Below are 14,007 nucleotides of genomic sequence, written 5' to 3'. Positions count from 1 at the left end.
AACATGACTTCCGTAACCCAAAGGAAATCAGTAGAATCCTCCCTGCTCAACGGGGTGCCAGGACAGTTTGTCCGCGCTGAGATAATACCCGTCGAACCTGATCCGGATAACGCCGGCGAAGGGATTTGAGACACTCAACTCAATTCCTTTGCCCCCTTTTACTGAGGTGCAAAGTGTTCAAAAAATTTCTGCCGCTGCTGGCGCTGGCCGCCATGCCCGTTTTCGCTAAACCTGTATTAACCGTTTACACCTACGACTCGTTCGCCGCCGACTGGGGCCCTGGCCCGGCGGTGAAAAAAGCCTTTGAGGCCGACTGTAACTGCGAGCTGAAATTTGTGGCGCTGGAAGACGGCGTTTCTCTGCTGAACCGCGTGCGCATGGAAGGCAAGAACAGCAAAGCGGATGTCGTGCTGGGGCTGGACAACAACCTGGTAGAGGCCGCCACGCAAACCAAACTGTTTGCGCCTTCTAATATTGAACGCGGCGTCCTTCAGGTGCCAGGCGGCTGGAGGAACAGCACCTTCGTGCCTTACGATTACGGCTACTTTGCTTTCGTATACGACAAGAACAAGTTAAAAAACCCGCCAAAAAGCCTGAAAGAGCTGGTTGAAAGCGATCAAAAATGGAAGGTCATTTACGAAGATCCGCGCACCAGCACCCCAGGGCTTGGCCTGCTGCTGTGGATGCAAAAAGTGTACGGCAATAAAGCCCCGGAAGCCTGGCAAAAGCTGGCGAAAAAAACCGTCACCGTCACCAAAGGCTGGAGCGAAGCTTACGGCTTGTTCCTGAAAGGGGAAGCCGACCTGGTACTCAGCTACACCACCTCCCCGGCCTACCACATCATCGAAGAGAAGAAAGACAACTACGCCGCCGCGGACTTTAGCGAAGGACATTACCTGCAGGTTGAAGTTGCGGGCCGATTGGCGAACAGTAAACAGCCTGAACTCGCCGAGAAATTTATCAAATTCATCACCACGCCAGGTTTCCAGAACACCATTGCTACCGGCAACTGGATGTATCCGGTGACCAACGTGGCATTACCTGCTGGCTTCGACAGCCTGGTGAAGCCGCAAACCACGCTGGAATTTCCCCCTCAGCAGGTGGCCACCCAGCGCGCAGAATGGATCAATGAATGGCAACGCGCCGTCAGCCGCTAATACCAGGCTGGCTGTATCCAGGGCTCTTTGCCGCAACGCTGGTCGTGGCGGTAGCCCTGGCGGCTTTTCTGGCGCTGTGGCTTAACGCTCCGCAGGTGGATGTCTTTGCCATCTTACAGGACGACTATCTTTGGCACGTCCTGCGCTTTTCATTCTGGCAGGCCTTCCTTTCCGCCGCACTTTCCGTTTTCCCGGCAATCTTTTTAGCCCGCGCGCTTTACCGCCGCCGCTTTCCTGGCCGACTGGCGCTGCTGAGGCTGTGCGCCATGACGCTGGTGCTGCCGGTGCTGGTCGCCGTTTTCGGTATTCTTTCCGTTTATGGGCGAGAAGGCTGGCTGGCAACGCTCTGCGCCTGGCTGGGCTTTGAATGGCGCTTTTCCCCTTATGGCCTACAGGGCATTCTGCTGGCGCACGTCTTCTTTAATATGCCGATGGCGACCCGCCTTTTGCTGCAGGCGCTGAACAATATCCCTTCGGAACAACGTCAGCTGGCGGCACAGTTGGGGATGCAGGGCTGGCATTTCTTCCGTTTCGTCGAGTGGCCCTGGCTGCGCCGCCAGATACTCCCGGTTGGCGCCCTGATTTTTATGCTTTGCTTCGCGAGCTTCGCCACCGTGCTTTCTCTGGGCGGCGGCCCACAGGCAACCACCATCGAGCTGGCCATCTTTCAGGCATTAAGCTACGACTACGATCCCACCAAAGCGGCATTGCTGGCTCTGCTGCAAATGACGTGTTGCCTTGGCCTGGTGTTGTTGAGTCAGAAGTTAAGCAAGGCGATTCCCGTCGGCGTCAGCCAGCTTCAGGGCTGGCGCGATCCACAGGATTCTCTGCGCCGAAAACTTAGCGATGGCCTGCTTATCATGCTCGCCCTGCTGCTGCTGCTCCCACCGCTGCTAGCGGTGGTGGTCGATGGGGTTAACGGCAGCATGGGCAGCGTGCTACGGCAGCCAGCGCTCTGGAACGCGCTCTGGACTTCACTGAGAATTGCCATTGCCGCCGGGCTTGTCAGCGTGACGCTGACGCTGATGCTGCTTTGGAGTTCGCGTGAACTTCGGCTGCGTAACCAACGCTTCGCCGGGCAGGCCATTGAACTTAGCGGCATGTTGATTCTGGCCATGCCGGGCATCGTCCTCGCCACCGGCTTCTTCTTGCTGTTAAACAATACCGTGGGCCTGCCGCAATCCGCCGACGGCATTGTTATTTTTACCAATGCGCTGATGGCGATTCCTTACGCCTTAAAGGTGCTCGAAAACCCCATGCGAGATGTGGCGGAACGCTACTCTCAGCTTTGCCAGTCGCTAAATATCAGCGGCTTTAATCGCCTGCGATTTATTGAGTTAAAAGCGCTGAAACGCCCAATAGCCCAGGCGCTGGCATTTGCCTGCGTCCTGTCGATTGGCGATTTCGGCGTGGTGGCGCTGTTCGGCAATGAAGACTTCCGCACGCTGCCCTTCTGGCTGTATCAGCAGATCGGCTCTTACCGCAGCCAGGAAGGCGCAGTCACAGCGCTACTTCTACTGCTGCTTTGTTTTATGCTGTTTACCTTGATTGAAAAACTTCCGGGGCAAGATGCTAACTCTGACTGATGTAACCTGGCTGTACCAGCAGTTACCCATGCGCTTTTCCCTGAAGGTTGCGGCGGGGGAACGAATCGCCATCCTGGGGCCAAGCGGGGCGGGGAAAAGTACGTTACTGAGCCTGGTCGCCGGGTTCCTGCAGCCTGCCAGCGGCAACATCGTCATCGACGGCGTGGATCACACCCTGACACCGCCTTCAGCTCGCCCGGTTTCCATGCTTTTCCAGGAAAATAATCTGTTTAGCCATTTGACCGTCCGGCAAAATATCGCCCTGGGCATGCATCCGGGAATGAAACTTGATGAAGCCCAGAAGCAGCGACTGCGGGAAATAACGGAACGCGTGGGGTTAACTGACATGCTGGACCGTCTGCCGTCTCAGCTTTCCGGCGGCCAGCGGCAGCGCGTCGCCCTGGCTCGCTGCCTGGTTCGTCAGCAGCCCGTTTTATTGCTGGACGAACCTTTCTCAGCGCTCGATCCGGCGCTGCGCAAAGAAATGCTACAGCTGCTCGACGAGCTATGCCGGGAGCAACAGCTGGCGCTGCTGATGGTCTCCCACAGTATTGAAGATGCCGCCCGCATCGCCGGCCGCAGCATCGTGATAAAAGACGGGCGCATTGCATGGGACGGCGAAACGGGCAGGTTGCTCAGCGGCGAGGCAAGCGCCTCCGCGCTGTTGGGAATCTGCACTTAGTGCGACAGCACCTTCCGAAGGATATCCCAGTAAACCGGCATCAAGGGATGCTGCAGCAAGGCGACAAAACTGCCAATGCCCGCCACCAGCATCAGCGGAGCCAGCCAATTTAGTCGGGCCTGCGGTAAATAGCGGGCCAGTCGATCTGAGCCTGGCTTACCGCTGCGATACCAACGCCAGCTTAGCCATGCGGCCAGCCAAAGCAGTAAAGCCACCGCCAATAGCAGCCATTTGAAGCTCGCGCTTTTCATGTCTGCAGGAATGTCGATTGCTGCCCCGGCGAGGATCCCCGGCAGAAAATAGAGCGGCGGCCAGAGCAGGCAGCCGATGATATTCGGCGGCAAAAACTTCGCCAGCGGTAAATCCAGCATGCCAGCAACCATCGGCACCAGCGGGCGCGTAGGGCCAACAAAGCGCCCAACCAGGATCGTAAACATGCTGTGCTGATGCAGCGCATGTTCGGTTTTATCCAGCAGAGCTTTATTCTTCTTCATAAATGACCAGCGGTGCAGCGGCCCTTTGAAACGCTGCCCAAGCCAGAACGAGATCCAGTCACCCAGCAGACAGCCGACGATCCCGGCGCCCCAGGCATAATAGAAATTCACCTGGCCACTGCCGATCAGCGCCCCCAGTCCGGCCATCATCACCGTGCCCGGCAGGATCAGTCCCACCAGCGCCAGCGACTCAAAAAAGGCCACCAGCATCACCGCGAGAAGCGAATATGCAACTGACTGTGTAATAAAGTGTTCCAGTAAGGCTTCCATAAGCTTTCCGTCGATGAGCGAGCGGGCGATTCTCCAGAATTAACGTGACAGGCGTCAAGGTCTCATTTCTATGAATAAAGAATAGACGGTAAAGTTCCGGACAATTCGCACTCCCGGACAACAACACTGTATATAAATGCAGTAAGTCACGGTTGTTTGCGCTATAATCGAAACACTTTTCCTGAGAGAGAATGCAGCGTGTCTCAAGCTCGTCAGGGGTTTCTGCTGACCAGGCACTGGCGAGACACCCCGCGCGGTACCGAAGTCGATTTCTGGCTGGCCACGGACGATGGCCCGCTTAAGGTGCGCCTGCCGCCGCAGGAATCCGTCGCTTTTATTCCCCAGGCGCAGTTAGCCCAGGCGCAGCGTCTGCTAGCCGGTGAAAACCAGTTCCGCCTTACGCCGCTTGAACTCAAAGACTTCCATCGCCAGCCGGTAGCGGGCCTGTATTGCCAGCAGCACCGCCAGTTAATGCGGCTGGAGAAACTGCTCCGCGACGGCGGCGTGACGGTCTATGAGGCGGATATTCGCCCTCCGGAGCGCTTCCTGATGGAACGCTTTATTACCGCGCCGGTTTGGTTTAGCGGATACTCTCAGGGCGATGTACTGCTGGATACCCGCCTGAAACCTTCCCCAGAATACCGCCCGCCGTTGAAATGGGTCTCGCTGGATATAGAAACGAATCGACACGGGGAGCTGTACTGCATCGGCCTTGAAGGCTGCGGGCAGCGTCACGTCTATATGCTGGGGCCTGAAAACGGCGATGCTGCTGGCCTGGATTTTACGCTGGAATATGTCGCCAGCCGCCCTTTGCTGCTGGAGAAGCTGAATGGCTGGTTTGCCGAGCACGATCCCGACGTCCTGATCGGCTGGAACGTCGTGCAGTTTGACCTGCGCGTGCTGCAAAAAATGGCCGAACGCTACCAGGTTCCGCTCCGCCTGGGCCGCGGCAACAGCCCGCTAGAATGGCGTGAGCACGGCTTTAAGCAGGGCGTTTTCTTTGCCCAACTTGCGGGCCGGGTCATTATCGACGGCATCGAAGCGCTAAAATCGGCGTTCTGGAATTTCTCTTCGTTTTCACTGGAAACGGTCTCCCGTGAACTTCTAGGTGAAGGGAAGTCGATTGATAATCCCTGGGATCGTATGGATGAGATCGACCGCCGCTTTGCCGAAGACAAACCCGCGCTGGCGACCTATAACCTCAAAGACTGCGAGCTGGTCACGCGTATTTTCCACAAAACGGAGCTGATGCCTTTCCTGCTCGAGCGGGCGACGGTCAACGGGCTCCCGCTGGATAAACACGGCGGCTCGGTAGCTGCTTTCAGCCACCTTTATTTCCCGCGTATGCATCGTGCAGGCTATGTTGCCCCCAATCTGGGCGAGGTTCCGCCGCAGGCAAGCCCCGGCGGCTATGTGATGGATTCAAGTCCTGGACTCTATGACTCGGTGCTGGTGCTCGATTATAAAAGCCTGTATCCGTCGATTATCCGTACCTTCTTAATCGATCCGGTCGGCCTCGTCGAAGGTACAGCCCAGCCAGACGTGACGCACTCCGTTGAAGGGTTTATTGGCGGCTGGTTCTCCCGCGACAAACACTGCCTGCCCGAGATCGTGAGCCAGATCTGGCATGGCCGGGACGAGGCAAAACGCCACGGCAACAAGCCGCTCTCCCAGGCGCTCAAGATCATCATGAATGCTTTTTACGGCGTGCTGGGTACCAGCGCCTGTCGCTTTTTCGATCCCCGCCTGGCTTCGTCGATCACCATGCGCGGTCACGAGATCATGCGCCAGACAAAAGCGCTGATTGAATCCCAGGGCTATGACGTTATATACGGCGATACGGATTCAACCTTTGTCTGGCTGAAACAGGCCCACAGCGAAAAGGACGCCGCACAGATTGGCAGGAAGCTGGTTGAGTACGTCAACACCTGGTGGCAACGGCATCTGAAAACCACGCTGAATCTCGACTGCGCCCTTGAGCTTGAGTACGAAACGCACTTCTGCCGCTTCCTGATGCCCACCATCCGGGGAACGGATCTGGGCAGTAAAAAGCGTTACGCCGGGCTTATTCAGGAGGGCGACGAACAGCGCATGGTATTTAAAGGGCTTGAAACAGTGCGCACCGACTGGACGCCCCTCGCCCAACAGTTCCAGCAAACGCTCTATTGGCGAATTTTCCGCGGCGAGCCCTATCAGGACTACATCCGTGAGACCATTGCAAGCCTGATGTCGGGTGAGCTGGATTCACAGCTGATCTATCGCAAACGCCTGCGTCGCCCGTTAAGCGAGTACCAGAAAAACGTGCCGCCTCACGTTCGTGCGGCAAGGCTTGCCGATGAACATAACCAACGTCTGGGCAGGCCGGCGCAATACCAGAATCGCGGCACGATAAAATATGTCATGACCCTGAGCGGCCCGGAGCCGGTTGATTATCAGCAATCTCCGCCGGATTATGACCACTACCTGACTCGCCAGCTGCAGCCCGTCGCCGAGGGGATTTTGCCCTTCCTTGAGGACGACTTTGCTACACTGATGACGGGGCAGATGGGGCTATTTTAAAAATACTCTACATAACTCTGCTTACGGCGAGGCGCTAAGAGCGTACAGCCAGCGCCGCCGTAATTTGAAGCATGACGAGTGCGTGACGAATCCGTTGCCATCCAGTACCATAGCGCCCTTTCTTCGAATCCTTAGACCCAATTTTAAACAACTGCGCCGCCTGTGCGCGGTTGCCATGCTATTGCCTGCAAATTTAAGTCACTGAAATAGAGCCGAAAACTTATGCCTTTTACACTTGGTCAACGTTGGATCAGCGATACCGAAAGCGAACTGGGACTGGGAACCGTGGTGGCGCTGGATGCGCGTATGGTTACCCTGCTCTTCCCGGCAACGGGTGAAAATCGTCTGTACGCCAGAAATGACTCCCCGATCACCCGCGTGATGTTTAACCCAGGCGATGTGATTACCAGCCATGAAGGCTGGCAGCTGAAAGTTGATGAAGTTAAGGAAGAAAAGGGTTTACTCGCCTACCTCGGCACCCGTCTCGATACCGAAGAGTCTGACGTCCTGCTGCGCGAAGTGTTTCTCGACAGCAAATTGGTCTTCAGCAAACCACAGGATCGCCTGTTTGCCGGGCAAATCGATCGTATGGACCGCTTTGCGCTGCGTTTCCGCGCCCGCAAATATCAGAGCGAACAGTCACGCCAGATTTGGAGCGGCCTGCGCGGGATGCGCACTAGCCTGATCCCTCACCAGCTAAACATCGCTCATGATGTTGGCCGCCGCCATGCGCCGCGCGTATTGCTCGCGGATGAGGTTGGCCTGGGTAAAACCATTGAAGCCGGGATGATCATCCACCAGCAACTGCTGGCCGGTAGCGCCGAGCGCGTGCTGATTGTGGTGCCGGAAACACTGCAGCATCAGTGGCTGGTCGAAATGCTGCGCCGCTTTAACTTGCGCTTCGCGCTGTTTGACGATGAACGTTACGCGGAAGCCCAGCACGACAGCAGCAACCCGTTTGACACCGAACAATTGGTCATTTGCTCGCTGGACTTCGTGCGCCGCAATAAACAGCGTCTGGAAAACCTCTGCGAAGCGGAGTGGGATCTGCTGGTTGTCGATGAAGCTCACCATTTGGTGTGGAGCGAAGATGCGCCCAGCCGTGAATACCAGGCTATTGAACAGCTGGCCGAACATGTTCCTGGCGTCCTGTTGCTGACCGCCACGCCTGAACAGCTGGGCATGGAAAGCCACTTCGCGCGCTTACGCCTGCTGGACCCAAATCGCTTCCATGATTTCGCCATGTTCGTCGACGAGCAGCAAAATTACCGCCCGGTTGCAGACGCCGTCGCCTTGCTGCTGGCAGGTGATCGCTTGAACGATGAGCAGCTGAATACCATGGGTGAGCTGATTGGCGAGCAGGATATCGAGCCACTGCTGCAAACTGCCAACAGCGATCGCGAAGGCAGTGAAGCCGCACGCCAGGAGCTGGTCTCCATGCTGATGGACAGGCACGGCACCAGCCGCGTGCTGTTCCGTAACACCCGTAACGGCGTGAAAGGTTTCCCGAAACGCGAACTGCACACCATTCGCCTGCCGCTGCCAACCCAGTACCAGACGGCGATTAAAGTCTCCGGTATTATGGCCGCGCGTAAGTCCGTGGAGGATCGCGCCCGGGATATGCTGTATCCGGAGCAGATTTATCAGGAGTTCGAAGGCGACACCGGCACCTGGTGGAACTTCGACCCACGCGTTGAATGGCTGATGGGCTACCTGACAAGCCACCGTTCGCAGAAAGTGCTGGTGATCTGCGCCAAGGCCGCGACGGCACTCCAGCTTGAGCAGGTTCTGCGTGAGCGCGAAGGCATCCGCGCAGCCGTCTTCCATGAAGGCATGTCTATCCTCGAACGAGACCGCGCTGCAGCCTGGTTTGCGGAAGAAGATACCGGCGCTCAGGTCCTGCTGTGCTCCGAGATTGGTTCAGAAGGCCGTAACTTCCAGTTCGCCAGCCAACTGGTGATGTTTGACCTGCCGTTTAACCCGGACCTGCTGGAGCAGCGTATTGGCCGTCTCGACCGTATTGGCCAGGCGCACGACATCCAGATCCACGTTCCTTACCTGGAAAAAACCGCTCAGTCGGTCCTGGTGGACTGGTACCATGCTGGCCTGGATGCCTTCGAACACACCTGCCCGACTGGCCGCACCATTTATGACAGCGTCTACCCGCAGCTGATCGAATATCTCGCGGCCCCGGAAAATACCGAAGGCTTTGACGCGCTGATCAAGCAGTGCCGCGAGCAACACGATGCCCTGAAGCAGCAGCTTGAGCAGGGCCGCGACCGTCTGCTGGAAATTCATTCCAACGGCGGTGAAAAAGCGCAGGCGCTGGCAGAAGCCATTTCCGAGCAAGATAACGACACTAACCTCGTTAGTTTTGCCATGAACCTGTTTGATATCGTCGGCATTAACCAAGACGATCGCGGCGACAACATGGTCGTCATTACTCCGTCCGACCATATGCTGGTCCCTGACTTCCCGGGCCTGCCGGAAGACGGCTGCACAATCACCTTCGAGCGTGACGTCGCCTTGTCCCGCGAAGACGCGCAGTTTGTGACCTGGGAACACCCGATCATCCGCAACGGCCTGGATTTGATTCTGTCAGGCGATACCGGTAGCTGTGCCCTGTCTCTGCTGAAAAACAAAGCGCTGCCGGTGGGCACGCTGCTGCTGGAGCTGGTTTACGTTGTTGAGGCTAAAGCGCCTAAACAGCTGCAGCTCAATCGCTTCCTGCCGCCGACGCCGGTGCGCATGCTGGTGGATAAGAACGGCACCAACCTCGCGGCGCAGGTGGAGTTTGAAAGCTTCAACCGCCAGCTCAGCGCGGTTAACCGCCATACCGGCAGCAAACTGGTGAATGCGGTGCAGTCCGACGTGCACGCTATTCTGCAGGTGGCGGAAGAGAAAGTTGCCGATGCGGCACAGGCGTTGATCGACGCAGCTCGTGAAGAAGCCGATGAGAAGCTGAGCGCTGAGCTGTCCCGTCTGGAAGCGTTGAAAGCCGTTAACCCAAACATTCGTGACGACGAGCTTGCGGCTATCGAAACCAATCGCCAGCAGGTGATGGAAGCGCTGAGCCAGGCTAACTGGCGTCTTGATGCGCTACGCCTGATTGTTGTGACGCACCAGTAAGGAAATGGCCATGCTGATGGAACCGTACAATCCGCCTCTCGAGCCCTGGCTGGTTATCCTTTACCAGGATGAGCACATCATGGTGGTTAACAAGCCCAGCGGCCTGTTGTCCGTTCCGGGGCGTCTTGATGAGCACAAAGACAGCGTGATGACGCGCATTCAGCGCGACTTCCCGCTAGCGGAATCTGTCCATCGGCTTGATATGGCAACCAGCGGCGTGATCGTGGTGGCGCTGACCAAAGCGGCAGAGCGCGAGCTGAAGCGTCAGTTCCGTGAACGCGAGCCGAAAAAGCAGTATGTGGCTCGCGTTTGGGGCCATCCACAATCGGAAGAAGGTTTGGTAGATTTGCCGCTGATTTGCGACTGGCCTAACAGACCAAAACAGAAGGTGTGCTACGAGACAGGGAAATCCGCGCAGACCGAGTATCTGGTGCTGGAATACGCTGCGGATAATACCTCGCGTATACAGCTCAAGCCGATTACCGGACGTTCACATCAACTTCGCGTCCATATGCAGGCGCTGGGGCATCCGATTCTAGGCGATCGCTTCTATGCCACGCCAGAAGCGCTTGCCATGGCGCCGCGTCTTCAGCTCCATGCCGAGATGCTCACCATCACGCACCCGAGCTACGGCACACCAATGACGTTTAAAGCGCCGGCGGAGTTCTAAAGAAAAGCCTCTCATTTGAGAGGCTTTTTTCTATTTAAACCCTTTTGCGGTTTTAATCAGGTCGTAAGCGCCCTGAATCTCCTGGGCCTTTTGCTTCGCCATCTGCATCATTTCCGGCGGCAGGCCTTTTGCCACCAGCTTGTCAGGGTGGTGCTCACTCATTAACTTACGATACGCGCGCTTGATAACCGTTGGCTCATCGCTGCTTTTTACTCCAAGCACCTTGCAGGCATCTTCCAATGTCGGGCCTCTTTGCTGCTGCGCGAAGCCGCCTTGCGATTGCTGGTATTGGTACTGGCCACCACCGAACTGCTGGCCGCCTTCCATCATGCGCAAGAACTGGTCGAACTGGGCACGCGAGATCCCCAGTTCTTCGGCAATCACATACAGCACCTGACGCTCATTTGGGTGCAGCGAGCCATCCGCAAACGCAGCCTGGATTTGTATTTCCAGAAACATCCGAATTAAGTCAGAACGGCCAAAACAGACGCTTCGCATCTGCCCCATCTTTTCTCTGAGTGGATAGTTATTTTCTTTCCCCGCGCGAAATGCTCGCTGAGCGGCGGCGCGCGCCTCACCATGAAGCTGCATTCGGTCCATCAATAAAGACGCTATTTGAATATCAGCTTCCGTTACCCGACCTTTCGATTTGGTGAGGTGCCCCATCACTTCAAAAGTGGTAGAAAAAAAGATCGCCTGACGCTGCTGTTGGTTAGCAAACCAGGCCCCGCGACGGCTGCGTGCCTTATCAAACATATGGCCGATAAGAAAACCTATCACCACACCCCAAAAGCCGCCGCCCGAGATTAAACCCAAAGCAACACCGAGTACTTTTCCCCAATACTGCATATACTCCCCAAATCGTCATGCTGTCGTCTAGAATTTGCTTTATCATACCCGCCATTGATAGCGCTGCCTAACGGCATACTGCTAATGGGCTGGATTAACACTAGCGCTGTGGTGATGAGTACGTTAGTCTCTGACCGTTTGCCTTCGCTATACCCTGATGACGGAACAACAAATAACACGTATGAAAAAACGTATTCCCACCTTGCTGGCCACACTGATTGGTTCAGCCCTTTATAGCCAACAAGGTATGGCTGCCGACCTTGCCTCGCAGTGTATGCTGGGTATCCCAAGCTACAATCGTCCATTGGTTAAGGACGACGGCAATAGCCAGCCGGTAACAATCCAGGCCGATCACGCCAAAGGTGACTACCCGGACAATGCCGTTTTTACCGGGAATGTTGACGTTCAGCAGGGCAACAGCCGCCTGCAATCAGACGAAGTTCAGCTTCGCCAGAAGCAGGTCGAAGGTCAACCCGATCCCGTCCGCACCGTGGATGCCTTAGGTAATGTGCATTACGACGACAATCAGGTCATCCTGAAAGGTCCTAAAGCCTGGTCAAATTTAAACACCAAAGATACTAACGTCTGGAACGGTGATTACCAGATGGTTGGCCGCCAGGGTCGCGGTACCGCAGACCTCATGAAACAGCGCGGCGACAACCGTTACACGATTCTTGAGAACGGGACGTTTACCTCCTGCCTGCCGGGTTCCAATACCTGGAGCGTGGTCGGCAGTGAAGTGATCCAGGACAGACAGGAAGAAGTGGCAGAGATTTGGAATGCCCGCTTTAAACTGGGCCCCGTGCCGGTCTTCTACAGCCCTTATCTGCAGCTTCCCATTGGTGATAAACGCCGTTCGGGCTTCCTGATCCCCAGCGCTAAATACAGCACCAACAGCGGCATTGAGTTCGCGCTGCCATATTACTGGAACATTGCGCCTAACTTCGATGCCACTATCACGCCTCACTATATTGATAAGCGTGGCGGTATCCAGTGGCAGAACGAATTCCGCTATCTGACCCAGGCAGGTTCAGGCCTGATGGAGTTTGACTATCTCCCGTCGGATGACGAATACAAAAACGAGTCGGGCGTTTCGCCGGGCGAAAAAGATCGCCGCTGGCTGTTCTACTGGAACCACAGCGGGGTCATGGATCAGGTGTGGCGCTTCAACGTCGATTACACCAAGGTTAGCGACTCACGCTACTTCAACGACTTCAGCTCGCAGTACGGCAACAGTACCGACGGCTACGCCACGCAAAAATTTAGCGTCGGCTACGCAGTTGAAAACTTCGACGCCACATTATCAACTAAACAGTTTCAGGTGTTCGCTAACCAGCTAAACAGCGGTGCGAGCTCTTACCGTGCGGAACCACAGCTGGACGTCAACTTCTACCAGAATGACGTTGGTCCATTTGATACCCGAATTTATGGCCAGGCGGTGAAATTCACTAACGTGAATGACAATATGCCTGATGCAACGCGTCTGCACCTTGAGCCGGTGATCAACCTGCCGCTGTCTAACGGCTGGGCCAGTCTGAACACCGAAGCCAAGCTGATGATGACCCATTATCAGCAGGGTAACCTTGAGCAGTACCAGAATTACGCAGCAAATCTGTACAAGAGCAACGCCACATCCGCTAATCAGCAAACGCTGGCCTCAGCGAACGGCCTCGAATCATCAGTCAACCGCACGCTGCCGCAGTTTAAAGTGGATGGTAAGCTGATCTTCGATCGTGATATGGACTCCGTTGCCGGCTGGACGCAGACTCTGGAGCCACGCGCTCAGTACCTGTACGTGCCGTATCGTAACCAAAGTGCTATCAACAACTACGACTCATCGCTGTTGCAGTCTGATTACAACGGGCTGTTCCGCGACCGTACTTACGGCGGCCTTGACCGTATTGCTTCCGCCAATCAGGTAACGACGGGCGTCACTTCTCGCGTTTATGATGACGCTTCGGTTGAACGTTTTAACGTATCCGCGGGTCAAATCTACTATTTCACCCAGTCCCGTACCGGGGATGACAATATTAACTGGGAGAAAGATAAGAAAACGGGCTCTATGCTTTGGGCTGGCGATACTTACTGGCGTATGACCGACCGTTGGGGCCTGCGTGGCGGCGTTCAGTATGATGCTCGCTTGGGCAGCGTGGCTAACGGTAACGGAGCCATTGAATACCGCCGTGATGCCGATCGTATTGCGCAGTTGACCTATCGTTATGCGAGTCCGGAGTATATTCAGGCAACATTGCCGACATACTCGACTTACGAACAGTATAAAGAAGGGATTTCGCAGATCGGTATGGTCGCCAGCTGGCCAATCGTGGATCGCTGGTCAGTTGTCGGGGCCTACTACTACGATACCAATGCCCGACAGTCCGCTGATTCTATGTTCGCCGTGCAGTACAGCTCTTGCTGTTATGCCATTCGCGTAGGCGTCGAACGTAAAATCAACGGCTGGGAAAATAACCAAAGCAAATACGATAACGTAATCGGCTTTAACATCGAATTACGCGGCCTGAGTTCCAACTATGGCCTGGGTATTCCGCAGATGCTGCGTTCTAACATTCTGCCGTACCAGAGTTCGATGTAATTCACTTTGACGAATTCT

Annotated in this window: 9 protein-coding genes and 1 riboswitch; of the genes, 7 read left to right on the top strand and 2 right to left on the bottom strand. The window is 55.8% G+C overall.

The genetic code is table 11. From position 1 onward, the window contains the following. The first annotated feature begins 40 nt into the window (after positions 1-40). Positions 41-142: riboswitch (TPP riboswitch) on the top strand. 31 nt (positions 143-173) lie between these two features. From thiB to thiQ, 3 genes are read left to right on the top strand one after another with little or no spacing between them, the layout of a single operon-like run. Beyond that, entirely contained in the window at positions 174-1,157 is a 984-nt protein-coding gene (thiB, locus tag ACR6JA_RS09070) for a thiamine ABC transporter substrate binding subunit (protein WP_494493925.1), read from the top strand. Then, positions 1,133-2,743: a thiamine/thiamine pyrophosphate ABC transporter permease ThiP gene (gene thiP / locus ACR6JA_RS09065; protein ID WP_494493924.1), complete on the top strand. Its 1,611-nt coding sequence runs from the start codon at positions 1,133-1,135 to the stop codon at positions 2,741-2,743. The genes thiB and thiP overlap by 25 nt, the downstream gene beginning before the upstream one ends. Beyond that, positions 2,727-3,425 (top strand): thiamine ABC transporter ATP-binding protein ThiQ, encoded by a 699-nt coding sequence (thiQ, locus tag ACR6JA_RS09060; RefSeq protein WP_494493923.1) that lies wholly within the window; start codon positions 2,727-2,729, stop codon positions 3,423-3,425. Before thiP ends, thiQ begins: the two co-directional genes overlap by 17 nt. Here thiQ and ACR6JA_RS09055 read toward each other — a convergent pair. Further along, a complete protein-coding gene (locus ACR6JA_RS09055; protein WP_213715123.1) occupies positions 3,422-4,189 on the bottom strand; it encodes a DedA family protein in 768 nt (255 codons plus the stop codon). The two genes, thiQ and ACR6JA_RS09055, sit on opposite strands and share 4 nt — an antisense overlap. A gap of 198 nt (positions 4,190-4,387) precedes the next feature. On the opposite strand from ACR6JA_RS09055, the gene polB reads away from it, so the two are divergent. The 3 genes from polB to rluA all read left to right on the top strand — a co-directional run bounded on the left by polB (position 4,388) and on the right by rluA (position 10,547). Beyond that, positions 4,388-6,748 carry a DNA polymerase II gene (gene polB / locus ACR6JA_RS09050; RefSeq protein WP_213715121.1) on the top strand — a complete coding sequence of 787 codons (2,361 nt, stop codon included), beginning with the start codon at positions 4,388-4,390 and terminating at the stop codon, positions 6,746-6,748. A gap of 222 nt (positions 6,749-6,970) precedes the next feature. Continuing rightward, positions 6,971-9,877 carry an RNA polymerase-associated protein RapA gene (gene rapA / locus ACR6JA_RS09045; protein WP_494493922.1) on the top strand — a complete coding sequence of 969 codons (2,907 nt, stop codon included), beginning with the start codon at positions 6,971-6,973 and terminating at the stop codon, positions 9,875-9,877. Between the two features lie 10 nt (positions 9,878-9,887). Continuing rightward, entirely contained in the window at positions 9,888-10,547 is a 660-nt protein-coding gene (rluA, locus tag ACR6JA_RS09040) for a bifunctional tRNA pseudouridine(32) synthase/23S rRNA pseudouridine(746) synthase RluA (protein ID WP_213715116.1), read from the top strand. A 30-nt stretch (positions 10,548-10,577) separates the two neighbouring features. Here the strand turns inward: rluA and djlA are convergent, their stop codons facing one another. Then, entirely contained in the window at positions 10,578-11,396 is an 819-nt protein-coding gene (gene djlA / locus ACR6JA_RS09035) for a co-chaperone DjlA (protein WP_008461730.1), read from the bottom strand. 181 nt (positions 11,397-11,577) lie between these two features. Here djlA and lptD point away from each other — a divergent pair, with 181 nt between their 5' ends. Next, a complete protein-coding gene (gene lptD, locus ACR6JA_RS09030) occupies positions 11,578-13,989 on the top strand; it encodes an LPS assembly protein LptD (RefSeq protein WP_494493921.1) in 2,412 nt (803 codons plus the stop codon). Positions 13,990-14,007: the final 18 nt, after the last annotated feature.

This window comes from Cedecea sp. B1(4) (assembly GCF_059414925.1).
This window is presented reverse-complemented; position numbering and strand designations above follow the sequence as displayed.

Excerpts from the sequence above, each read along its gene's own strand:
- rapA (WP_494493922.1), top strand. The coding sequence starts at position 6,971 with ATGCCTTTTACACTTGGTCAACGTTGGATCAGCGATACCGAAAGCGAA.
- djlA (WP_008461730.1), bottom strand. The coding sequence starts at position 11,396 with ATGCAGTATTGGGGAAAAGTACTCGGTGTTGCTTTGGGTTTAATCTCG.
- rluA (WP_213715116.1), top strand. The coding sequence starts at position 9,888 with ATGCTGATGGAACCGTACAATCCGCCTCTCGAGCCCTGGCTGGTTATC.
- thiP (WP_494493924.1), top strand. The coding sequence starts at position 1,133 with ATGGCAACGCGCCGTCAGCCGCTAATACCAGGCTGGCTGTATCCAGGG.
- lptD (WP_494493921.1), top strand. The coding sequence starts at position 11,578 with ATGAAAAAACGTATTCCCACCTTGCTGGCCACACTGATTGGTTCAGCC.
- ACR6JA_RS09055 (WP_213715123.1), bottom strand. The coding sequence starts at position 4,189 with ATGGAAGCCTTACTGGAACACTTTATTACACAGTCAGTTGCATATTCG.
- thiQ (WP_494493923.1), top strand. The coding sequence starts at position 2,727 with ATGCTAACTCTGACTGATGTAACCTGGCTGTACCAGCAGTTACCCATG.